Origin of the sequence: Streptomyces novaecaesareae (genome assembly GCF_000716875.1) — a bacterium.
GTDB classification, from domain to species: Bacteria; Actinomycetota; Actinomycetes; order Streptomycetales; family Streptomycetaceae; genus Kitasatospora; species Kitasatospora novaecaesareae.
In genome coordinates, this window is the sequence record NZ_JNWQ01000035.1 from 114301 (window position 1) to 135476 (window position 21176).

A 21176-nucleotide genomic window follows, 5' to 3' on the forward strand; every position below is an offset into this window, starting at 1 on the left:
TCGCTCAGCCGCCGAGGGCGGTGCGCAGGCGGCGCTCGTCGACCCGCCAGAAGTCGTGCTGACGGCCGTCGATCAGGGTGACCGGGATCTGCTCCCAGTAGCGGCGGTACAGCTCCTCGTCCTGGGTGATGTCCTTCTCCTCGAAGGACGCCCCCAGCTCGCCGGCCACCCGGACGATCACCTCCCGGGCCTCGTCGCACAGGTGGCAGCCGGGCTTGCCGACCAGGGTCACGGTCCGGCCCGCGGGCTCGGGGCTCTTACGTCGCAGCAGTGGACTCACCGGGCCATTCTCTGTCATTCGCCCACTCGCCTCCGAGGCGCTCCGGCCCGGTGCCGACGGTCGGCGCTCCGGCGCTCGTGCCTCGCTTGTCGCTTCTCCCTTTCGGCACCGGCGCGCCCCTTCGGCTCGGGGCGGGTAGTCGCCCCACTCGCCTTCGGGGCACTCCCGACCCGCACCGGTCCAGCTGTTCACCTTCCGGGCACGGCTCCGTCACGGACGCTCCCCGTCCGGCTGGCTATGCTCGATGACATGGCCGTGCTCCGAAGGCTCACCCAGGCGAAGCGTTCCACCAGCGAGCGGAGCGCCCTGGCGGGCGAGGCCGCGGCAACGGCGGCCGAGGCCGGGCTGCACGCCGAGCCCGAGTTCGAGCCCGCGCCCGCGCCCGAGCCCGCCGCCGAGGCGGACGCGTCGGCCGCGCCGGCCACGGCCAAGCCCGGGAAGGCCCCCAGGGCCCCGGCCGGGAACCACACCCCGGAGCCGGGCGACCCCCGCGCCGCCGCCTTCTTCGACTGCGACAACACCATCCTGCGCGGCGCCGCGATCTTCTACCTCGGTGTCGGCCTGTTCCGCCGCGGCTTCCTCACCCGCCGGGACATCGCCCGCTTCGCCTGGCAGCAGGCCTGGTTCCGGCTGCACGGCGCCGAGGACCCGGACCACATCTCGGACGCCCAGCAGTCCGCCCTGGGCATCGTGGCCGGCAAGCACACCGCCGACCTGGAGGCGATGTGCGAGGAGATCTTCGAGGAGGTCGTCGCCGACAAGATCTGGCCCGGCACCCGCGCCCTGGTCCAGATGCACCTGGACGCCGGCCAGCGGGTCTGGCTGGTCACCGCCGCCCCGCTGGAGGTGGCCCGGATCATCGCCCGGCAACTCGGCATGACCGGCGCGCTCGGCACCGTCGCCGAGGCCCGGGACGGCCACTACACCGGCCGGCTGGTCGGCGACCTACTGCACGGCCCGGCCAAGGCCGCCGCCGTCCGGGCGCTGGCCCGGCACGAGCGCCTCGACCTCGACCGCTGCGCCGCGTACAGCGACTCCGCCAACGACATCCCGATGCTCTCGCTGGTCGGCCACCCGTACGTGGTGAACCCGGACGGCGCGCTGCGCCGCCACGCCCGGGCCCAGGGGTGGCGGGTGCGGGACTTCCGGACCGGACGGAAGGCGGCCCGGGTCGGGCTGCCGGCGGCGGCCGCGCTCGGTGTGACGGCCGGAGCGGCGGCGGCCGCGGTGGCGCTGCACCGGCGTCGTCGCCGCGCCTGAGACCCCTCGCCGGAGCCGTCATCGGGCCGTCACCGGGCCGCCGCCGGGGCTGTTGCCGGGGCTGTCGCCGGGGCCTTCGCGGGCTCCCCGCCCGGGTCGCCCACGCGGGTGACCGGACGTCAACAAGGCCCCTGACCTGGCCGCTCTTACGGGCGAACTCCCCTCCGCCGCACGGCAGTCCGAGGCCGTTGCGTGAACTTGTCAGCCGGCGACCGGTTCTGATCGTTCGCCAGACGGGGAAAGTCAGGGGTTGCCGAGCCCCAAGACTGGGAAACCGTCCGCCAGACAGCCGAATTGGTCACCCTGGGCACCTGTTCGATCACGTTGAGCCGGATGAACGGTGACAGCTCCGGTCAGTGTCAGCCGAATATGCACAACAAATGGATCCCAAACGACCACTTCGACCACACGGTGTAGCTGTCATTGCACAAAGCGTTATTCTCTCCTGGATGCACGTCACCACGCGTCCCGCTCGAACGGACGCTTCGGGGAGTGCTCTCCGCGCAGGCGGAGGTGATCCGTCCACAGTTCTGCCTCTGGGAGTCCCGTGTACCCACCCGTCCGGAACGACGCGCCTGCACCCTCCCGCCCGTCGTCCGCGCCCCTGCGCCCCCGCACCGGCCACCGCGGTCGGCCGACCGCCGAACGGCAGATCTCCACCGGCCTGGACCTACTGCGCAGCCTGCTCCTCAGCCAGCTCGCCGCCTCACCCCAACTCGCGCCCGCCGGCGGATCGTTCGGCCACCCCCACGGCACCGGCCTGGCGCTGCGCACCACCGCCGCCGGCTCGGCCGGCACCGGCTCGCGCGGCCGCACCGGCACCACCGGCGTCGGCCGCGGCCGCTCCCGCACGGCGGCCGGCCCCGGCTACGAGACCGAGCACAACCCGATCATGGAGCTGGTCGAGCGGGCCCAGGCCGGCGAGAGCGACGCCTTCGGGCGGCTCTACGACCACTACGCGGACACCGTCTACCGCTACATCTACTACCGCGTCGGCAGCCGGGCCACCGCCGAGGACCTCACCAGCGAGACGTTCCTGCGCGCGCTGCGCCGGATCGGCACCTTCACCTGGCAGGGCCGCGACTTCGGCGCCTGGCTGGTCACCATCGCCCGCAACCTGGTCGCCGACCACTTCAAGTCCAGCCGCTTCCGGCTGGAGGTCACCACCGGCGAGATGCTGGACTCCAACGAGTGCGAGCGCAGCCCGGAGGACTCGGTGCTGGAGTCGCTCTCCAACGCCGCCCTGCTGGACGCGGTGCGGCGGCTCAACCCGCAGCAGCAGGAGTGCGTCACGCTGCGCTTCCTGCAAGGGCTCTCGGTGGCCGAGACGGCACGGATCATGGGCAAGAACGAGGGCGCCATCAAGACCCTCCAGTACCGCGCCGTGCGCACCCTGGCCCGGCTGCTCCCGCCCGACGCGCGGTGAGCCGGCCGTGACCGAGGGGGAGATGGCCTCCGGGCAGCCCGGCCGGACGTCACCGTCCGCGCCCGACCGACACGTCAGAGTGAACGGTCGATCCGATGATCAGCCGTGCGTAACCGACCGCCCGTACCGATCGTTGGCCAACGTGCAAACCCCCACTGGGCAGACGGTCAAGTCGAATTGTGACCTGTCACCCGATGGAGTGGCTTTGGCCCGCCGGGGCAACCGTCCGGCAGGCCGGGGTGTCGACAACGACGAAGGGAGGTGTGGCCCGTGACGGCAAACGTGCTGGAGCACCGGCGGGCGAAGGCCTTCGCCGAGGCGCTGGAGGCCCACCGGACGGAGCAACGCGCTGCGGCCAACGCGGAATCGGCCAACACCGCTGGTGTCAAGGCCCGTTCGGCCGCGATGGCCGAACTGGTCGGCCTGACCGACACGCTGGGAGCGCTGCCCGCACCGGTGCTGGACCGCGAGGTCCGAACGGTCCAACGCGCCCAGCTGATGGCCGCCTTCGAGCAGGCCTTCGCCGGCGGACCGGGCGCCGCGGTGCCCCGCCAGCGCCGGCACCGGGCGATCCGGACGGCGCCACGCGGACGCTGGAGCCGCCGGTTCGCGATCGGCGGGCTGGTCGCCGGGCTCGCCGTCGGCAGCCTGGCCGGCGCCGCCGCCGCGAGTTCCAACGCCCTTCCCGGGGACACGCTGTACGGGCTCAAGCGTGGCCTCGAAGGGCTCCGGCTCGACTTCGCGGGCGACGACTCCGAGCGCGGCGAACTGCTGCTCGACCACGCCGCCACCCGGCTCGGCGAGGCCAAGGTCCTGGTCGGCCGCACCGGCCCGGCGGGCGGGCTCAGCCCGGCGACCGTCGAGCAGGTCCGCCACGCCCTGGACGACATGCACACCGACGCCCTCAAGGGTCGCGAGCTGCTGCGCTCGGTCTACCGCAGCAACGGCTCGCTCGACCCGATGCGCGCGCTGGCCGGCTTCGCCCACGACGAGGACGGCCGCTGGACCGAGCTGCAGGGCAAACTGCCCGTCCAGCTGACCCAGCAGGCCAGCCTGGTGAACCAGCTCTTCGACGACATAAGCGAGGACGTCGCGCCCCTGCGGCTGGCCCAGCCCCCCGCCAGGAGCGGTGGCACGGGCGGCCCCGGAGCGGGCGACGACTCGACCGGCTCCCCCGCCGGCACCCCGGCGGGCGGTTCCGGCGCCGCGCCGGGCGACCAGGCCCCGGGCGGCGGAGCGACCGGCGGCAAGCGCCCCGGTGGCAGCGCGGCCCCGGCCAACCCCGGCACCGGCGCGACGGGCGGCAGCGGCAAGGGCGGCGGTCTGCCGAGCACCCTGCCCACCAGCGCCCCGGACGCCGTCAACGGGCTGGTCGGCGACCTCACCAGCGGGCTCACCGGTGCCAAGCCCGCGCCGAGCGCCGACGTGGCCCCGCCGCAGGTGCCCCAGCCGTCCGGCACACCCGGTGTCCCGGACGCGGCCCGTCAGGGCGTCGAGGTGCCCCCTCTGGTTCCGGGCCTGCTGCCCGGGCTGCGGATCCTCGGCGGCTGACCTCAGGACTGCGGGGGCCCGGCGGAGTGCGATATCCGCCGGGCCCCCGCTGTGTCGCCCGCCCTACCGCCCGCCGTGCCGCCCGCCGTGCCGGAAGGGCGAGGTCAGAAGAAGACCGAGCGCCGCTGCACCAGCAGCTGGTAGAGCGAGTGCTGGATGGTCTCCCGCACCTCGTCGGCCAGGTCGAAGACCAGCATCGGATCGTCCGCCGCCTCCGCCGGGTACCCGTCGGTGGCGATCGGCTCGCCGAAGCGGATCGTCCACTTGGTCGGCAGCGGCAGCACCCCGAGCGGCCCCAGCCAGGGGAAGGTCGGGGTGATCGGCACGTACGGCAGGCCCAGCAGCCGGGCCAGCGTCTTCACGTTGCCGACCATCGGGTAGGTCTCCTCCGCCCCGACGATCGAGCAGGGCACGATCGGCACCTTCGCCCGCAGTGCCGAGGCCACGAAGCCGCCGCGGCCGAACCGCTGGAGCTTGTAGCGCTCGGAGAACGGCTTGCCGATGCCCTTGAAGCCCTCCGGCCAGACCCCGACCACCTCGCCGCGCTCCAGCAGCGCCTGGGCGTCCTCGTTGCAGGCCAGCGTGTGGCCGGCCTTGCGGGCCAGCTCGTTGATGCCGGGCAGCACGAAGACCAGGTCTGCGGCGAGCATCCGCAGGTGGCGCTTGTTCGGGTGGTGGTCGTGGATGACCACCTGGGTCATCAGCGCGTCCAGCGGGATCGTCCCGGAGTGGTTGGCGACGATCAGCACGCCGCCCTCGGCCGGGATGTTCTCCACGCCCTGGACGTCGATCCGGAAGTACTTCTCGGCCAGCGGGCGCAGCAGCGAGAGCAGCACCTCCTCGGTGAGCTCCCGGTCGAAGCCGAACTCGTCCACCTCGTAGTCGCCGGTGACCCGGCGGCGCAGGAAGGCCAGCCGCTCGGCGGCACGGCCCTCCCAGCCCTTGCCGAGCAGCCGGGTGGCGGCCGGGCCCAGCGGCCCGGCCAGCGCTCCGCCGACGGCCCCGGCGAGCCGGTCGGCCAGCCCCGGGCCCTCGGGCGAGCTCCAGCTGGGGGCGGACTCGATCGGGATGACCTTGGCCTCGCCCGGCGCGTTCTCGGCTGCGGCACTCATCGCGGGGTTCAGCTCCTCGGTCGGCGGGGGCGGTTCGGTACGGCGCCCGGTGCGGCGGGGTCCGCCCCTTCCGGGCCGAGCAGGGCGGCGAGCCGGTCGGTGACGGCGGCCAGCCGCTCGGGCGGCAGCAGGCCCGGGCCCCGGGCGGCGGCGAAGTCGGCGAAGGCCTGCGGGGTGGTGAACGCCGGGCGGTAGCCGAAGGTCTCGCGCAGCCGGGTGGTGTCCACCACCCGGCCGTGGGTGAGCAGCCGCAGCTGCTCCGGGGAGACGTCGACCAGCCGGGTCTGCCGGGCCAGCACGGCCATCCAGCTGACGGCGGGCAGCAGCAGCGGCAGGGTGGGCCGGCCGAGCCGGCGGGCGCACTGGGAGAGCAGCAGGACGCCCTCCCCCGCCACGTTGAAGGTCCCGGTGTTGACGGTGCCCGGCTCGGGCTCGACGCAGGCCCGGCAGAGCACGGCGACGGCGTCGTCCTCGTGCACGAACTGCAGCCGCGGGTCGTAGCCGAGGACGGTCGGCAGCACCGGCAGTGCGAAGTACTCGCTGAGCGGGGTGTCCGCGTTCGGGCCGACGATGTTGGCGAAGCGCAGCACCGTCACGGCGACGTCCGGGCGGCGCCGGGCGAAGCCGCGGACGTAGCCCTCGACCTCGGCCGCGTCCTTGGCGAAGCCCCCGCCGGGCGGGTCCTTCGGCTGGATCCGCTCGCTGAACACGGCCGGGTCGCGGGGCGCGGACCCGTAGACGCCGGTGGTGGACTTCACCACCAGCCGGCGCACCCCGGGCGCCTTCTGGCAGGCGCCGAGCAGCTGCATGGTGCCGATGACGTTGGCCTCCTTCACCGCGGAGCGGTTGGTGGAGCCAAGGCCGGTGGCGCTGACGCTGAGGTGCACGACGGTGTCCACCCGGTGCTCGGCGAGCACCCGGGACAGTGCCGGGCGGCGCAGGTCGAGCTGGTGGAAGCGGTACGGGGCGGCCGGGCCGGGCGGCTCCTCGGCCGGCAGCCGGGGCGGCTGCACGTCCACGCCGACGACCAGGTCCACGCCGGGGAGGCGGCGGACCTCGGCGGCGAAGCGGGCACCGAGATGGCGTGCCACGCCGGTGACGAGCACGACCACGCCCACGGTGCTGCACCCCATTCCCTCGACCCGAACGGCCTGCGTGCACCGTACCGCGCCGCCCCACCGGGCCGTGAAACGACACCGTGCGCTGAAACGACACCGCCCGCCCCGGGCCGCAGGGGCCGGGACGGGCGGTGGAAGCGCTGGGCGCGCTGGGCGCGGCCGGGGGCGCTTACTTCTTGTTGCGACGCTGAACGCGGGTCCTCTTCAGAAGCTTGCGGTGCTTCTTCTTGGCCATACGCTTGCGACGCTTCTTGATGACAGAGCCCACGGAACAACCCTCGCTCACTGAGACTCTCGTCCGTGAGAGACGGAGTCCATACGACTGACGTGAGGGCCTAGCCTACCGTCCGGGACGCTCGGGCTGTAATCGCGCTCCCCGAGAAGGGGAAACTCACGGGAAATCCGGGGCGAACGGGACCGGTGCCGCGGCTGCGGACCGGCCCCGCCGACCCTGGCCCTACGCGCTCTCTAGCCGCACGTAGGACTCCTTGAGGTACTCGTGAACCGCCTGCTGGGGCACCCGGAAGGACCGTCCGACCCGGATGGCCGGCAGCTCTCCGCTGTGCACCAGGCGGTACACCGTCATCTTGGACACCCGCATGACCGCGGCGACCTCCGCCACGGTCAGGAAGACGACTTCCTGCAGGGGACGCTCCACGGAACTCATGACCATCACCCGACCCTTACCCGTGTGCAAGGCACCGGCTTCCCCTCCGGTGACTCCACCGGCACACGTGTATCCCCAGAGTAGTTATGGGTGGTACCAGTGGGAAGAGGGGAAGTGCAGTCCTCGTACGGTGAGAGATAGGACTGTTGCAGTACGTAGCCGCTCGGCGGTTCGCACGGGTCGGCGTACGCACCGCCCGGCCGGCCGGTGGTCCGGGCGGCGGGATCAGGCCAGCAGGCCGTGGTGGGGGAAGACCGCGCGGCGGCCGGCGAGGATGGCCTGATCGAGCCGGTCGGCCGGATCGTAACCCGCGTCGAAGTCGCGCCAGGCCGGGCGGGCGCCGTCGGTCATCCGCAGCGGGGCCGGGCGGCGGGTGCGGCGGTAGACCTCGGCGCGCCAGGACTCGGGGGTCTCGGTGGCCGGGTCGACGGGCCGGCCGGCGGCGGTGGCGACCAGGTGGGTCCAGCTGCGCGGGACGACGTCCACCACGGCGTAGCCGCCTCCACCGGTGGCCACCCAGCGGCCGCCGGCGTGGCGGTGGGCCAGGTCGTGCAGTTCCTCGGCGATCAGCCGCTGGGCGTCGACGGTGACGGCGAGGTGGGCGAGCGGGTCCTCCACGTGGGTGTCGGCGCCGTGCTGGGTGACCAGGACCTGTGGCCGGAACGCGTCCAGCAGTTCGGGCACCAGGGCGTGGAAGGCGCGCAGCCAGCCGGCGTCACCGGTGCCGGCCGGCAGCGGCAGGTTGGCGGCGGATCCGGGGGCGTCCGGGCCGCCGGTCTCCATGGGCCAGCCGGTCTGCGGGAAGAGCGTGGCGGGGTGCTCGTGCAGCGAGATCGTGAGCACCCGGGGGTCGTTCCAGAAGGCCTCCTGCACGCCGTCGCCGTGGTGGACGTCCACGTCGACGTAGGCGACCCGCTCGGCGCCGAGTTCGAGCAGCCGGGCGATGGCCAGCGCCGGGTCGTTGTAGATGCAGAAGCCGGAGGCCTTGCCGGGCATCGCGTGGTGCAGCCCGCCGGCGAAGTTGACGGCGTGCGGGGTCTCGCCGCGCCAGACGGCCTCGGCGGCGGCCACGGACTGGCCGGCGATCAGCGCGGAGGCCGAATGGATCGCGGGGAAGGACCAGTTGTCGTCGGTGCCGAGTCCGTGCCGGGGGTCGGACCGCTCGGGGTGGGCGGCGGCCTGTTTGACGGCCTCGACGTACTCCCGGGTGTGCACCAGCCGGAGGGTGGAGTCGCCGGCGGGCGGCGCGGACCGGACGGTCACCCCGGGGCCGCCGTTCAGCCCGAGGGCCTCGACCAGACGCATGGTGAGGGCCAGCCGGGTCGGGTCCATCGGGTGGCCGGGGCCGAAGTCGTAGGCGGTGACGGCCTCGTCCCAGAAGAGGTGCAGGCCGCAGGGGGTGTCACGCTCGGCTTCGGGCATGGCCTCCACCGTAGCGGGTGGCGGTGGCCGGACCGCCGCCAGGGCGGGCCGGGGCGGCGGCCCCCGCCCCGGCCCTGCCCCCGCCGTCACGCGGCGGCGGGGGCCAACGCGGGCGCCGGGGCGAAGCGGTCGGCCAGCGGCAGAACGGCGAGCACCAGCAGCATCGGGGCCAGCAGCGCCCAGCGGTACGAGCTCGCGTCGGCGATCGCCCCGACCAGCGGCGAACCGATCAGGAAACCCACGTAGTTGAAGAGGTTGAGCCGGGCCACCGCGGCGTCCGAATCGGCCGGGAAGAGCCGCCCGCCCGCCGCGAAGACCTGCGGGATGATCGCGCAGATGCCGAACCCCAGCACGGTGAACCCGGCGATGCCCGCCCAGGCCGCGGGCGCGACGGCCGCCACCCCGAAGCCGAACGCGGCCAGCGCGGCGCCGGCCCGGACCACCGGGACGGCACCGAAGCGCTGCACCGCGCGGTCCCCCAGGGCCCGGCCGAGCAGCATCGCGAGCATGTAGCCGAGGTAGGAGAGCTTGGCGAGGTCCTCCCGGCTGCCCAGGCCGTCGGTGAGGTACTTGACGCTGTAGTTGGAGACCGAGGCGTCGGCGATGTACGCGAAGGCCATCGCCAGGCAGAGCGGCAGCAGCGGCCGCCAGGGGATGGACCGGGCGGCGGCCTCGGCGGCCTCCCGGACGGCGTCGCCGAGTTCGGCGGGGCCGGCGAATCTGGTGCCGGTCAGCACCGCGAGCGGGGCGATCACCGCGGCGGCCGTGCCGAACAGCACCGGCAGCCCGAGGTCGTAGTGCGAACCGAGGCCGGCGAGGGCCGCGCCGACGATGCCGCCGAGACTGAACGCGGCATGGAAGCCGATCATGATCGAGCGGCCGTAGCGGTGCTGCAGGCCCACCCCGAGCATGTTCATACTGGCGTCCAGCGCGCCCACCAGCAGGCCGAACGCGCCCAGGGCCAGGGCGAGTTGCCACAGCGAGTCGCCCAGCCCGGCGGCCGCGAGGCTGAGGCAGACGGCGGGCTGGACGACCCGCAGCACGGCCCGCGCCCCGGTGCGCTTCACCAGCTGCTCGGAGGCGATCGAGCCGGCCCCGGCCAGGATCGGCACCGCGGCCAGGAAGACCGGCAGCAGCCCGTCGCTCAGCCCGTACCGGTGCTGGATCTCGGGGATGCAGGTGACCAGCAGGGCGAAGGTGGCGCCCTGGAGCAGGAAGCTGACGGCGAGCGCGGCCCGCCCGACCCGCAGGCCGGGCGCCGTCGGGGACGGGACGGGCGGCACGGACGGCGCGGCACTCATACGGACCTCCACACGGGCCTCCGCAACGGGCCTCCTGGCGACCTCGCTACCGACCGGTAGGACGATGTTGGCGAGAGCGTAGGCGGTGCGCCGCGTTTGCGGGAGGGGTCGCGCAGGGACTACCGCTCCGCCCTTCCGTCCCGGCCGCCTCCTACTTCCCGCCGGAGGCCAGCTCCCGGGAGCGGTCCCGGGCCGCCTCCAGGGCACCCAGCAGCGCGGCCCGCACACCGTGGTTCTCCAGCTCGCGGATGGCCGCGATGGTGGTGCCCGCCGGGGAGGTGACCGCCTCGCGCAGCTTCACCGGGTGCTCGCCGGAGTCGCGCAGCATCACCGAGGCGCCGATCGCGGACTGCACGATCAGGTCGTGCGCCACCTGCCGGGGCAGGCCGAGCAGGATGCCGGCGTCGGTCATCGCCTCGACCAGGAAGTAGAAGTAGGCCGGGCCGGAGCCGGACAGCGCGGTGGCCGCGTCCTGCTGGGACTCGGGCAGCCGCAGCGCCTTGCCGACCGAGCTGAAGATCTGCTCCGCCCGCGCCAGGTGCTCCTCGGAGGCGTGCGAGCCCGCCGAGATGACGCTCATCCCCTCGTCCACCAGGACCGGCGTGTTGGGCATCACCCGGACCACCGGGGTGCCGGCCGCCAGCCGCTGCTCGAACCAGGCGGTGGGGATGCCGGCGGCGGCCGAGATCACCAGCCGGTCCGGGCTGATGTACGGGGCCAGCTCCTCCAGCAGGGTGCCCATGTCCTGCGGCTTGACCGCGAGGATCAGGGTGTCGGCGAGCTTGGCGGCCTCGGCGTTGGAGACGGCCACCACGCCGTACCGGGCGGCGAGTTCGGCCGCGCGCTCGGGACGGCGGGCGGTCACCAGGACGTCCGCCGGATCCTTGCCGGCCCGCAGCAGGCCGGAGAGCAGGGCCTCGCCGATCTTGCCGGTGCCCAGGAAGGCGATCCTCTGTCCGTGTGCTGCGCTGCTTCCCATGGTCCGCTCCTTGCCTCGGTACTGCGGCCATCCTCGCACCGTGCGCAGGCACCCGTCGGGACCGTCCGGTCCGTGGTCGCGGGGTGGAACACGCCGGTTCGGGGACGACCCCAGGGCCTGTCGGGGACGGGCCCTAGGGTGAAAACCAGGGGGTCCCCCTATGGCCTCCGGGCCCGGACGGGAGCACCGTTGAGTCATGGCACACGACGAAATGTCCCGACGTGAGAACCGGCAACTCGCCGTCGCCTCGGCGACCGTGGGCCCGTGGCGGACGGCCGCGGGAGTCGGTGCGGTGGTGGGGGCGACAGCCCTGGGGATCGAGGCGATCTCCGGCAGCTGGTCGCTGAGCATGCTGGCCGGACCGGCCGGCTGGGCCCTGTTCTTCTTCTTCCTGGTCGGCACCGTCGGCGGTCAGCTGCGCCGCGACACCGCCGACCGGCGGCTGCGCCGCTGGGCGAACGAGCACCCGTGGCAGTCGGCCCTCCCGGCGGCCGGCGGGCTCCTCGCGCTGAACACCCTGGCGCAGCTGTTCCTCGGCGACGCCGGCCTGTTCGGCGCCTTCTTCATCTCCCTGCTGCCGGCCGGCCTCCTGCTGGCGATCGCCGGGGTGGTGGGGTCGGTCAAGCAGGCCCGCGGCAAGGCCTGACGACAGGCCCCGGGGCCTGAGCACCGGGGCCTGAGCACCGTCGCGGTTCCGGACGAAACGGGGTGAACCACCACCCGGCGAGCATGAGTTCACCACCTGGCGCGCCCCCGATCGACGTATCGTCACACCCCGTCGTCATACTGGCGCGATGCCGATAGCCGAAGACCCGGAACCGCGTCCCACCAGGGGCGACGAGCCGGGCGGGTCCGACCCGTCCGGGACGGGCGAGAAGGACCCGTTCGCCGACCTCGTCCTGGACGAGGAGTTCGTCCGCAACGCCACCGTCAAAGAACAGAACGGGCGCACCCGCATGCTGAGCGCCCGGTGGAAGCACACCCCACCGGTCGACCCGGGCGGCCGCCGCTCGGTCAACGACGGCCCCGCCCCCAAGCGCCGGTTCGGCCGCAAGCCGAAGCTCCAGGCGGTCGACCCCTGGGGCAACCCGCGCCCGCGCCGCCGACGGCTCGAATGGCGCACGCCGCTCTACGTCGCGCTCACCGTCGCCGTGCTGCTCGCGGCGCTGAACATCGGCGCGCTGCGCACCTGGTACACCGACCACCTCGGCGGCTCCTCCGCCGCCCACACCCCCGTGCCGACCGTCGCCCCCGAGACGGCCAAGCCGACCACCGCCCCGCCGAAGGCCGACGAGCAGCAGCCGACCGTCGACCACCCCTGGGCCGGCTCGCCCGCCGAGGGCTGGCCGAACGGCGCCGAGGCCTTCGTCCTCCCCGAGGCCCAGGCCACCGGCGTCTTCTCCGCCGAGCAGGTGGCCGCCCAGCTGCAGTCCGTCAAGGACTACCTGACCGCCGCCAACCTCGACCCGAAGGTCATCGCGGGCGGCCGGCCGGACGCCGCCCTGGCCCTGCTGGACCGGCAGGACCAGGACGGCGCGAAGGCGGCGCTGGACCACCCCGGCAAGGAGACCGACCCGACCACCTGGTTCAGCCGGTTCGACCCGCGCGACGCGATCCAGGTGGGCGACACGGTCAAGGTCCAGGGCCGGATGACCTACGAGGGCGACGGGGACAAGGGCGTCCTGATCCACACCGACTTCAGCTACGTGTACGCGCTGCGCCCCGGCCCGGACGCCGCCAAGCGGGCCATGTCGCCCCAGCCGACGACCGGCGCCCCGCAGCCGGCGAAGTCGGCCCCGCCGCAGGGCGGCGGCACGGCCAGGCCGGTCGGTCTGCTGGTGCCCTCGGACGACGTGGCCGGGGACACCTGGACCACCCGCACGATCGTGCGCCGGGTGGACACGTTCCGCTTCTACGACCCGGCCCGCTACCGGGTCCAGCCGAAGAAGCTCGTGTACGCCAAGAACCAGACCGACCCGGCCAACTCGGCCTGCAACGTCTACGACGGCTACTTCCACCCGCAGTTCGACCAGTTCGCGGAACTGCAGCAGGACACCCCCGGCTCCCGGCCGACCGGCCCGGCGATCGACCCGTACGACCGCAGCAAGGACATCCAGCAGACCGACGAGTGCGGCACGGTCAGCCGCAACTGACCGCTCGGTTACGACCGGCTGGTCAGCGCTTGCGCTTGGGCCGGCTCGGCGCCTTGGCGTCGGGCCGGCCGCTGCGGCCCGACTGGCGCTTCTCGTGCTGGGCCACGGCCCGCTCGTACGAGGCGCGGTGGACCGCCTCACCCGGGGCCTCGACCAGGCTGCGGGCGAAGTAGGCGAGCAGGGAGCCGGCGCCGCCGATCAGCCAGACCGCGCCGAGCGACTTGTCCTCGGCCATCCAGCCGGTCAGCTGGTCCTTGCCCTCGGTGAGCACCTTCCAGGTGCGCCGCACGGACATCATCGAGCAGACCGCGATGGCGGCGGTCAGCAGCCCGTTGAGGAAGGTGCCCTGGTCGGAGAGGGCGATGCCCTCGACGCCGAAGCGCAGCACCAGCACCACGGCGGCGGTCGCGACCAGGGAGCCGGCCGACACGGCGACCCGGCGCAGCCAGTAGCCGCCGTCCCGGTTCAGCCAGCTGGTGCCGAACCAGCGGATCGGCTCCGGCTCGGGGGCACCGGCGGGCTTGGGGGCGGGGGTGGGGGGCTGCTCGCTCACGCCGTCGATTATCACCCGACCGCCGCACCTGCCGGAGGGGCCGTCCCGCGCGCCGGGACAGCCCCTCCGTCGTTCACCTTCGCCGTTCGTTCACCGGCCTCGGCCGGGCCCGGTCACGTCAGCCGAGCTTGGTCACGTCGCGGACGGCGCCCTTGTCGGCGGAGGTGGCCATCGCGGCGTAGGCGCGCAGGGCCTGGCTGACCTGGCGGTCGCGGTTCTTCGGGCGGTAGCCGCCCGCCGCCTCCAGGGCGCGTCGGCGCTCGGCGAGGACCTCGTCCGGGACCTCCAGGGAGATCGTCCGGCCGGGGATGTCGATGGCGATGGTGTCGCCGTCCTCGACCAGGGCGATGGTGCCGCCGGAGGCCGCCTCCGGGGAGGCGTGGCCGATGGACAGGCCCGAGGTGCCGCCGGAGAAGCGGCCGTCGGTGACCAGCGCGCAGGCCTTGCCGAGGCCCCGGCCCTTGAGGAAGGAGGTCGGGTAGAGCATCTCCTGCATGCCCGGGCCGCCCTTGGGGCCCTCGTAGCGGATGACGACGACGTCGCCCTCCTTGACCCGCTTGGCCAGGATCGCCTCGACGGCGTCCTCCTGGGACTCGACCACGACGGCCGGGCCGCTGAACGTCCAGATCGACTCGTCCACGCCGGCGGTCTTCACGATGCAGCCGTCCTCGGCGAGGTTGCCGTACAGCACGGCCAGGCCGCCCTCGACGGAGTAGGCGTGCTCGGCGCTGCGGATGCAGCCCCTGGCGGCGTCGGTGTCCAGCGACTCCCAGCGCTCGGACTGCGAGAAGGCCTCGGCGGAGCGGACGCAGCCGGGGGCGGCGTGCCACAGCTCGACGGCCTCGGCGGAGGGCGAGCCGCCGCGCACGTCCCAGGTCTTGAGCCACTCGGCGAGCGAGTCGGCGTGCACGGTGTGGACGTCCTCGTTGAGCAGCCCGGCACGGTACAGCTCGCCGAGGATGGCCGGGATGCCGCCGGCCCGGTGGACGTCCTCCATGTAGTACGAGCCGTTGGGCGCGACCTTGGACAGGCAGGGCACCTTGCGGGAGATCGCGTCGATGGCCCGCTGGTCGAAGTCCAGCTCGGCCTCCTGGGCGGCGGCGAGCAGGTGCAGGATGGTGTTGGTCGAGCCGCCCATGGCGATGTCCAGGGCCATGGCGTTCTCGAAGGCGGCGCGGGTGGCGATCGCGCGGGGCAGCACCGAGGCGTCGTCCTGGCCGTAGTGGCGGTTCGCGATCTCGACGACGGTCCGCCCGGCCTTCTCGTACAGCGCCCGGCGGGCGGTGTGGGTGGCGAGCACCGAGCCGTTGCCGGGCAGGGAGAGGCCGATGGCCTCGGTGAGGCAGTTCATCGAGTTGGCGGTGAACATGCCGGAGCACGAGCCGCAGGTGGGGCAGGCGTTCTCCTCGATGATCGCGATGTCCTCGTCGGAGACGTTCTCGTTGACGGCCTGGGAGATCGCGTCGACCAGGTCGAGCTTGCGCACGGTGCCGTCGACCAGGGTGGCCTTGCCGGCCTCCATCGGGCCGCCGGAGACGAAGACGGTCGGGATGTTCAGGCGCAGCGCGGCCATCAGCATGCCCGGGGTGATCTTGTCGCAGTTGGAGATGCAGATCAGGGCGTCGGCGCAGTGCGCGTTGACCATGTACTCGACCGAGTCGGCGATCAGGTCGCGCGAGGGCAGCGAGTAGAGCATGCCGCCGTGGCCCATCGCGATGCCGTCGTCCACCGCGATGGTGTTGAACTCGCGCGGGATGCCGCCCGCCTGCTTGATCGCCTCGGAGACGATCCGGCCCACCGGCTGGAGGTGGGTGTGGCCGGGGACGAACTCGGTGAAGGAGTTGGCGACCGCGATGATCGGCTTGCCGAAGTCCTCGCGGGCTACGCCGGCGGCCCGGAGAAGCGCCCGGGCGCCTGCCATGTTGCGACCGTGGGTGACCGTACGGGACCTCAGCTCGGGCACTGTGCTCCACTCCTTCGGGGCTCTCGCCGGCGCCCCGCTGGTGGGAGGGTGCGGGGGCCGCTGTGGCTACGAGCCTACGCCCGCCGTCCAGGCGGCGGACGGGCCGTCCGCGATGCGGTCAGGCGGGGGCCGTCCGGTCAGGGCCGGGCTCTCCGGTCAGGGCAGGTCGGGATCGGTCGGCTCCGGTCAGGGCAGGTCGAGATCGGTTGGCTCCGGTCAGGGCAGGTCCGGGCCGGTCAGCTCCGGGTGACGGCGACGGTGAGGTCGAGGACGTACGGCTCCACCACCAGGCCGTCCGGGAACTCCGCGAGCAGGGCCGCGCGCTCGGCGGCGAGCAGCGGCTCGCGCCGCTCGGGGGTGAGGGAGGCGAAGAAGGAGCGCGAGGTGAGGTTGTCGACGACCTGGTCGAGCGGCACCCGGCGCTGCCAGCGCAGCACCGCGCGGTGGACCGTCAGCCCGGCGGCCGCGAACGGTGCGGTCAGCTCGGCGATCCGGCCGTAGCCGTGGTACCGGCCGGACAGCTCGGCGGCCAGCCGCTCGTCCCGGGCGCGCACCCACGGGACGGTCTCGTCGAAGACGTTCCACCAGGCGGCGAGGGCGCCGCCGGGCCGCAGCACCCGGACCGCCTCGGGGACGGACCTGTCGGGGTGGGTCCAGTGGAAGGCCTGGGCGTAGGTGACCAGGTCCGCGGAGTGATCGTGGAAGGGCAGCTCGTCACCGCCGCCGCGGACCACCGGGAGCTGCGGCGACACGGCCTGGAACTGCGCGGCCATCCCGGCCGAGGGCTCGACCGCGACGACGTCCGCACCGCGGGCGGCCAACAGGCGGGTGGCGATGCCGGTGCCGGCGCCGACGTCCAACACCCTGGCGCCCTTGAGACCGCGGCCCCAGAGCCGCTCCAGCTCGTCGAACAACTCCTCCGGATAGCCCGGGCGGCCACGGTCGTACTCCGCGGCCACCGAGCCGAAGCTCCCGGCCAGCTCGCGGAAGTTCCGGAGTTCGCTGAACCTCGGACCGTCCGTCATGTCTCCCCCTCCGTACGGCAGTTCGCGCCCGCACCCGCAGCGGGCCGTGCGGATCAGCGTACGCGCGAGGGAGTGGCGAGGTGCAAGCGGGTGAAGGCCAACGCCTCCGCCAGATCGGCCTCGCGTTCGGCGGGGGACGCGGACCGGCGGGTGTTGACCTCCAGCACCACGTGACCGTCGAAACCGGTGCGGGCGAGGTGTTCCAGCAGCTCGGCGCAGGGCTGCTTGCCGCGGCCCGGGATCAGGTGCTCGTCCTTGCCGGAGCCGCTGCCGTCGGCCAGGTGGACGTGGGCGAGCCGGTCCCCCATCCGCTCGACCATGGCGAAGGTGTCGATCCGGGACGTCGCGACGTGCGACAGGTCGATGGTGAAGTGCCGGTACTCCTCATCCGTGACGTCCCAGCCCGGGGCGTACGCCAGCACCTCGCGGTCGCGGTAGCGCCACGGGTACATGTTCTCGACGGCGAAGCGGACGTCGGTCTCGCCCGCCATCCGGTTGATGCCCTCGACGAAGTCCCGGGCGTACTGGCGCTGCCAGCGGAACGGCGGGTGGACGACGACGGCGCTCGCGCCGAGCTTCTCGGCCGCCGCCCGGGCCCGGACCAGCTTGGTCCACGGGTCGGTGGTCCACACCCGCTGGGTGATCAGCAGACAGGGCGCGTGCACGGCCAGGATCGGCATCCGGTGGGCGTCGGAGAGCCGCCGCAGGGCGTCGACGTCCTGGCTGACCGGGTCGTTCCAGACCATCACCTCCACGCCGTCGTAACCGAGCTTGGCCGCCAGCTCGAAGGCGACGGCCGTACTCGCCGGGTACACCGAGGCGGTCGACAGGACCACCTTGGTGTCGGGGATGTGCAGGGTCGGATGCGGGGGCAGCACCAGCCGGTCGGTGGTGCGCAGCAGCGGCGGACGGGCGGCGTCCCGGCGGGCGGCCTTGACCGAGCGGACGGACTGCACGGCGGCCTTGGCCGCGCCGGCGGCCCGGGCGGTGCGGGTCTCCTTCGGCTCGGCCTTCGCGGCGGCCCGGCGGGGGGTGGGGGCGGGCTTCGGCGTGTGCTTGTTCGGTGTGGCCTTGTGCGGTGGGGGCTTGCTCGGCGTGGCCTTGTGCGGTGTGGGCTTGCTCGGCGCGGCCTTGTGCGGCGTGGGCTTGCTCGGCGCGGCCTTGTGCGGTGTGGGCTTGCTCGGCGCGGCCTTCGCGGGGGCCGTCTTCGTGGTGGCCGACTTCGCCGAGGTCTTCTTCGCCGAGGCCTTCTTCGCGGTGCGCTGCGCCGCCTGGACGGCCTTGGCGGCCTGCGCGGCGGTGGCGCCCTTGACCGCCTTGCCGAGCCGACGGCGCGGACTGTCCGGCCGCGGCTGCCCGTCCCCGGGAGCGCGGCCCTCCCGCGTCCCGTCCTCGCCCGCTGGTTGCACCACGGGAGACAGCGTAAGCGGAGCGCGGGCCGAACGGGACGCCGTCCCTCCGTCCTACGGAGTGAGGGCCGGTCGGCGCCGGTCCGCGGGGCTGTCCATGGCGTCCAGGCGGCGCAGGATGATGCCCTCGCGCAGCGCCCACGGGCAGACGTCCAGCTCGTCCAGGCCGAACAGGTCCATCGCGGCGTCGGCGACCAGCGCGCCGGCCAGCAGCTGCTTGGCGCGGCCCTCGGAGACGCCGGGGATCTGCGCGCGCTCGGCGACCGTCATCGCGGACAGCCGCGGCAGCCAGGCGGCCAGCCCGCTGCGGGTGAGCCGACGGTCGGTGTACGGGCCGGCGTCGGCGGGGGCGGCGCCGGTCATCCGGGCCAGCTGCTTGAAGGTCTTGGAGGTGGCGACCGCGTGCTGCGGCGGCCCGAGCCGGGAGATCTCGCCGACCACGGTGGCCATCTCGGCCCGGATGTGGCGTCTCAGCTCGCGCAGCCCGTCCGGGTCGGCGACGTCCCCGGGCAGCCAGCGGGCGGTCAGCCGCCCGGCGCCCAGCGGCAGCGAACAGGCGACGTCCGGCTGCTCGTCCAGGCCGCAGGCGATCTCCAGCGAGCCGCCGCCGATGTCCAGGTTGAGCAGCCGACCCGAGGACCAGCCGAACCAGCGGCGGACGGCCAGGAAGGTGAGCCGGGCCTCGTCCTGCCCGGACAGCACCCGCAGCTCGACGCCGGTCTCGGCGGCCACCCGGCGCAGCACCTCCTCGCCGTTGGCGGCCTCGCGCACGGCGGAGGTGGCGAACGGCAGGATGTCGACGACGCCCTTGTCCTCGGCGACCCGCAGCGAGGACGCGACGTGGCCGACCAGTCGCTCGATGCCGGCCTCGCTTATCGCACCGTCCTCGTCCAGCAGCTCGGCCAGGCGCAGTTCGGCCTTGTGCGAGTACGCGGGCAACGGGGCAGCGCCCGGATGGGCGTCCACCACGAGGAAGTGGACCGTGTTGGAACCTACGTCGAGCACACCGAGTCGCATAACTCTCCACGCTACGCGATCCGGGGCGGGGGGAGGGGGGGTTGCGACGGTATTCGCGCTGGTCCGGACCGGTCCGGCCGTTACTGCCCGCGCGGCCCGGCCGTCAGCGCCCGCGCAATGGATCAGCACCATCGGCAGGGCGGCGGCGTGGGCCTGGCGCTTGAGCAGCTGGTCCAGGGTGGGGACGGACTGCGCCGGGCCGGGACCGACAGTCACCCGCAGGGCCGCGATCTGGTCGGCGGTCAGGTCGGCTACGGCGCCCCTGCCGTTGGTGGTGCGGTCCACGGTCGGGTCGTGCATCAGCACTGGGACGCCGTCCCGGGTGGTCTGCGCGTCCGTCTCCAGCCAGTCGGCGCCGTGGTCGAGGGCGGTCACGAAGGAGGCCGTGGTGTTCTCGGCGGCATTGCGCGGCGCACCACGGTGACCGATCACCACCGGCGCCTCGCACACCTGCGGCACGGCGCCCGAACGGGCTCGCAGCACGGGACCGCCGGAGGCATGTCCGAGGTGTCCGACAGTCCGCCGACGTCATCCGGTTCCGGGGTGTTCCGTCAGAGCAGGCCGTCCCAGAGCTGTTCCACGATGACGGCCCACCAGTTCTCGGGGTCGGCGAAGACCGTACCGTCCACCTCCGCCAGGGCACGCTGCAAGGTGTCCACGGCGGCGCCCGCGGCCACCGGGTCGAGCCCGCGCAGGGTGGGCCACCAGCCGGCGAACACCTCCAGGCAGCGGACGAAGGCCCGCAGGTCCGCGTTGCAGTGGCGGGCCGTCGCGTAGTCCGGGTCCACCGCCCGGACCGCGCCCTCCGTGACGTCGAGCGCCATCAGCGCCCAGCCGTCCGTCCCCAGCAGCAACAGACCGGCGAGCGCCAGGCGCTCACGCTCGGCCACCCGCGTACCGCGGCCGAGCCCGACCATGTGTGCGGCCAGCGGCGGCAGCACGGTGCCGGGGCGGGTGCCGTCCGCGATCGCCCCGGTACCGGGGTGGTGCAGCGCGAAGAACCCGGGCACCGCCGTCGGCACACCCGCCGTCAGCAGCAACGCGGCCGCGTCCCCGGGCAGTTCGGCCTGGACGACGTCCACCGGATCGAAGCGCTGCACGCCCGCCGGGCCGAACCGCTCCACGAGCCGCGCGGCGAGCGCCGCGTCGGGCTCGTACGGCCCGTTCGACGCCGAGTGGGGTGAGTGGGGCGGACGGGGGAAGGGCACGCGGTTGCGGTCCGGCCCGTCCGACGGCAGGGCCCGTACGGCGGCGGCGCGCTGGTCGAAGCGCGGACCGTACGGCAGGTCGAAGTCGATCCGGGCGTGCGGCAGTTCGGCTGCCAGGGCGTAGGCCCAGTAACCGCCGGGCAGGGCGCTCATCCGCAGGTCGGTCCGGACGGCCAGCACGTCCTCGGCCGCAATGCCCTGCTCGCGCAGCCACCACCAGCCGCGCAACGCCGGGTGCGGCAGGCCCGTCGCCGAGCGCAGCGCCAGCGACCGCTCCTCGCCCGTACCGTCCCGGTACGTCAGCTCGGCCCTGGCGCCCCGGCCGGTCGCCGCGGGCTCGGTCGGGTCGTAGCCGCCGGCGCCGACGAAGTCCCGGTACAGCCCGACCACTTCATCCACCGGCACCGAGGGCCACACCGTGAACCGCCCGCTCTCGCGGTCCACCACGGCACAGGCCGCACCGACCTCCTCGGGCGCCCGCCGCCCCCCCGTCCGCGGATCCACCTCCACCTGCGGGGGCTCCGCCCACACGACCCAGCCGAGCTCGAACTCGTGCGTCATCACCCGCCGCACCGCCGCACCGGCGCCCTGCGGCAGATCCCCGTTGATCCACCGGTGCCCCGCCTCCACCGCCTGCGCCCGCGAAATCACCCGACCACCCGTCCCCATCCACCTGTCTCTTATACACATCTGACGCTGCCGACGAGCGATCTAGTGTAGATCTCGGGGGTG

General features: G+C 73.9%; 19 protein-coding genes and 1 pseudogene. 5 read left to right on the top strand and 15 right to left on the bottom strand.

What is annotated here, in order from left to right; all coding sequences use genetic code 11:
* Window positions 1-4 precede the first annotated feature (4 nt).
* Window positions 5-298, bottom strand: coding sequence for a glutaredoxin family protein (locus OP86_RS15875; RefSeq protein ID WP_030055680.1), 294 nt, complete (start codon window positions 296-298; stop codon window positions 5-7).
* A 231-nt stretch (window positions 299-529) separates the two neighbouring features.
* Between OP86_RS15875 and OP86_RS15880 the strand changes: the two genes are divergently transcribed.
* The 3 genes from OP86_RS15880 to OP86_RS15890 all read left to right on the top strand — a co-directional run bounded on the left by OP86_RS15880 (window position 530) and on the right by OP86_RS15890 (window position 4517).
* Entirely contained in the window at window positions 530-1540 is a 1011-nt protein-coding gene (locus OP86_RS15880) for an HAD family hydrolase (RefSeq protein WP_030055679.1), read from the top strand.
* Between the two features lie 604 nt (window positions 1541-2144).
* Complete coding sequence (locus tag OP86_RS15885; RefSeq protein ID WP_051830138.1) at window positions 2145-2966, top strand: ECF subfamily RNA polymerase sigma factor, BldN family; 822 nt, start codon at window positions 2145-2147, stop codon at window positions 2964-2966.
* A 270-nt stretch (window positions 2967-3236) separates the two neighbouring features.
* Window positions 3237-4517 carry a DUF5667 domain-containing protein gene (locus OP86_RS15890; RefSeq protein WP_030259117.1) on the top strand — a complete coding sequence of 427 codons (1281 nt, stop codon included), beginning with the start codon at window positions 3237-3239 and terminating at the stop codon, window positions 4515-4517.
* A gap of 104 nt (window positions 4518-4621) precedes the next feature.
* Here the strand turns inward: OP86_RS15890 and OP86_RS15895 are convergent, their stop codons facing one another.
* The 7 genes from OP86_RS15895 to proC all read right to left on the bottom strand — a co-directional run bounded on the left by OP86_RS15895 (window position 4622) and on the right by proC (window position 11116).
* Window positions 4622-5629, bottom strand: coding sequence for a lysophospholipid acyltransferase family protein (locus OP86_RS15895; RefSeq protein ID WP_030055676.1), 1008 nt, complete (start codon window positions 5627-5629; stop codon window positions 4622-4624).
* Between the two features lie 8 nt (window positions 5630-5637).
* Entirely contained in the window at window positions 5638-6747 is a 1110-nt protein-coding gene (locus OP86_RS15900; RefSeq protein WP_030259114.1) for an NAD-dependent epimerase/dehydratase family protein, read from the bottom strand.
* 169 nt (window positions 6748-6916) lie between these two features.
* The gene (locus OP86_RS34800) at window positions 6917-7033 is read right to left on the bottom strand and encodes a 30S ribosomal protein bS22 (RefSeq protein ID WP_425311139.1); all 117 of its coding nucleotides are present in this window, start codon (window positions 7031-7033) and stop codon (window positions 6917-6919) included.
* Between the two features lie 171 nt (window positions 7034-7204).
* On the bottom strand, window positions 7205-7414 hold the full coding sequence (locus OP86_RS15905; protein ID WP_045699258.1) for a helix-turn-helix domain-containing protein: 210 nt from the start codon (window positions 7412-7414) through the stop codon (window positions 7205-7207).
* A gap of 225 nt (window positions 7415-7639) precedes the next feature.
* Window positions 7640-8836 carry an acetoin utilization protein AcuC gene (locus OP86_RS15910; protein ID WP_051830130.1) on the bottom strand — a complete coding sequence of 399 codons (1197 nt, stop codon included), beginning with the start codon at window positions 8834-8836 and terminating at the stop codon, window positions 7640-7642.
* A gap of 86 nt (window positions 8837-8922) precedes the next feature.
* Complete coding sequence (locus OP86_RS15915; RefSeq protein ID WP_030259110.1) at window positions 8923-10137, bottom strand: MFS transporter; 1215 nt, start codon at window positions 10135-10137, stop codon at window positions 8923-8925.
* 151 nt (window positions 10138-10288) lie between these two features.
* On the bottom strand, window positions 10289-11116 hold the full coding sequence (gene proC / locus OP86_RS15920) for a pyrroline-5-carboxylate reductase (protein ID WP_030055670.1): 828 nt from the start codon (window positions 11114-11116) through the stop codon (window positions 10289-10291).
* Between the two features lie 196 nt (window positions 11117-11312).
* Here proC and OP86_RS15925 point away from each other — a divergent pair, with 196 nt between their 5' ends.
* Both OP86_RS15925 and OP86_RS32945 read left to right on the top strand, forming a co-directional pair.
* Window positions 11313-11762, top strand: a complete 450-nt coding sequence (locus tag OP86_RS15925; protein ID WP_157849745.1) for a hypothetical protein — start codon at window positions 11313-11315, stop codon at window positions 11760-11762.
* A 148-nt stretch (window positions 11763-11910) separates the two neighbouring features.
* Entirely contained in the window at window positions 11911-13269 is a 1359-nt protein-coding gene (locus OP86_RS32945) for an SCO2583/SCO2584 N-terminal domain-containing protein (protein WP_051830131.1), read from the top strand.
* 22 nt (window positions 13270-13291) lie between these two features.
* On the opposite strand, the gene OP86_RS15935 is transcribed toward OP86_RS32945, so the two are convergent.
* The 7 genes and pseudogenes from OP86_RS15935 to OP86_RS15965 all read right to left on the bottom strand — a co-directional run bounded on the left by OP86_RS15935 (window position 13292) and on the right by OP86_RS15965 (window position 21095).
* Window positions 13292-13822 carry a hypothetical protein gene (locus OP86_RS15935; RefSeq protein ID WP_030055667.1) on the bottom strand — a complete coding sequence of 177 codons (531 nt, stop codon included), beginning with the start codon at window positions 13820-13822 and terminating at the stop codon, window positions 13292-13294.
* Window positions 13823-13940: 118 nt separating this feature from the next.
* Window positions 13941-15785 (bottom strand): dihydroxy-acid dehydratase, encoded by a 1845-nt coding sequence (gene ilvD / locus OP86_RS15940; RefSeq protein WP_030055666.1) that lies wholly within the window; start codon window positions 15783-15785, stop codon window positions 13941-13943.
* A gap of 236 nt (window positions 15786-16021) precedes the next feature.
* Complete coding sequence (locus tag OP86_RS15945; protein WP_030259105.1) at window positions 16022-16810, bottom strand: class I SAM-dependent methyltransferase; 789 nt, start codon at window positions 16808-16810, stop codon at window positions 16022-16024.
* Between the two features lie 53 nt (window positions 16811-16863).
* On the bottom strand, window positions 16864-17667 hold the full coding sequence (locus OP86_RS15950; protein WP_030055663.1) for a sugar phosphate isomerase/epimerase family protein: 804 nt from the start codon (window positions 17665-17667) through the stop codon (window positions 16864-16866).
* A 606-nt stretch (window positions 17668-18273) separates the two neighbouring features.
* Window positions 18274-19236, bottom strand: a complete 963-nt coding sequence (locus OP86_RS15960) for a Ppx/GppA family phosphatase (RefSeq protein WP_030055662.1) — start codon at window positions 19234-19236, stop codon at window positions 18274-18276.
* Between the two features lie 165 nt (window positions 19237-19401).
* A pseudogene (locus tag OP86_RS38795) lies at window positions 19402-19719 on the bottom strand (glycerophosphodiester phosphodiesterase); the annotation flags it as partial.
* Window positions 19720-19787: 68 nt separating this feature from the next.
* The gene (locus OP86_RS15965) at window positions 19788-21095 is read right to left on the bottom strand and encodes an SUKH-4 family immunity protein (protein WP_030055661.1); all 1308 of its coding nucleotides are present in this window, start codon (window positions 21093-21095) and stop codon (window positions 19788-19790) included.
* Window positions 21096-21176: the final 81 nt, after the last annotated feature.

What these genes read in the sequence shown, in the direction of transcription:
- OP86_RS15875 (WP_030055680.1), bottom strand. Translation starts at nt 298, where the DNA reads ATGACAGAGAATGGCCCGGTGAGTCCACTGCTGCGACGTAAGAGCCCC.
- OP86_RS15880 (WP_030055679.1), top strand. Translation starts at nt 530, where the DNA reads ATGGCCGTGCTCCGAAGGCTCACCCAGGCGAAGCGTTCCACCAGCGAG.
- OP86_RS15895 (WP_030055676.1), bottom strand. Translation starts at nt 5,629, where the DNA reads ATGAGTGCCGCAGCCGAGAACGCGCCGGGCGAGGCCAAGGTCATCCCG.
- OP86_RS15905 (WP_045699258.1), bottom strand. Translation starts at nt 7,414, where the DNA reads ATGAGTTCCGTGGAGCGTCCCCTGCAGGAAGTCGTCTTCCTGACCGTG.
- OP86_RS15910 (WP_051830130.1), bottom strand. Translation starts at nt 8,836, where the DNA reads ATGCCCGAAGCCGAGCGTGACACCCCCTGCGGCCTGCACCTCTTCTGG.
- OP86_RS15915 (WP_030259110.1), bottom strand. Translation starts at nt 10,137, where the DNA reads ATGAGTGCCGCGCCGTCCGTGCCGCCCGTCCCGTCCCCGACGGCGCCC.
- proC (WP_030055670.1), bottom strand. Translation starts at nt 11,116, where the DNA reads ATGGGAAGCAGCGCAGCACACGGACAGAGGATCGCCTTCCTGGGCACC.
- OP86_RS15925 (WP_157849745.1), top strand. Translation starts at nt 11,313, where the DNA reads ATGGCACACGACGAAATGTCCCGACGTGAGAACCGGCAACTCGCCGTC.
- OP86_RS32945 (WP_051830131.1), top strand. Translation starts at nt 11,911, where the DNA reads ATGCCGATAGCCGAAGACCCGGAACCGCGTCCCACCAGGGGCGACGAG.
- OP86_RS15945 (WP_030259105.1), bottom strand. Translation starts at nt 16,810, where the DNA reads ATGACGGACGGTCCGAGGTTCAGCGAACTCCGGAACTTCCGCGAGCTG.
- OP86_RS15960 (WP_030055662.1), bottom strand. Translation starts at nt 19,236, where the DNA reads ATGCGACTCGGTGTGCTCGACGTAGGTTCCAACACGGTCCACTTCCTC.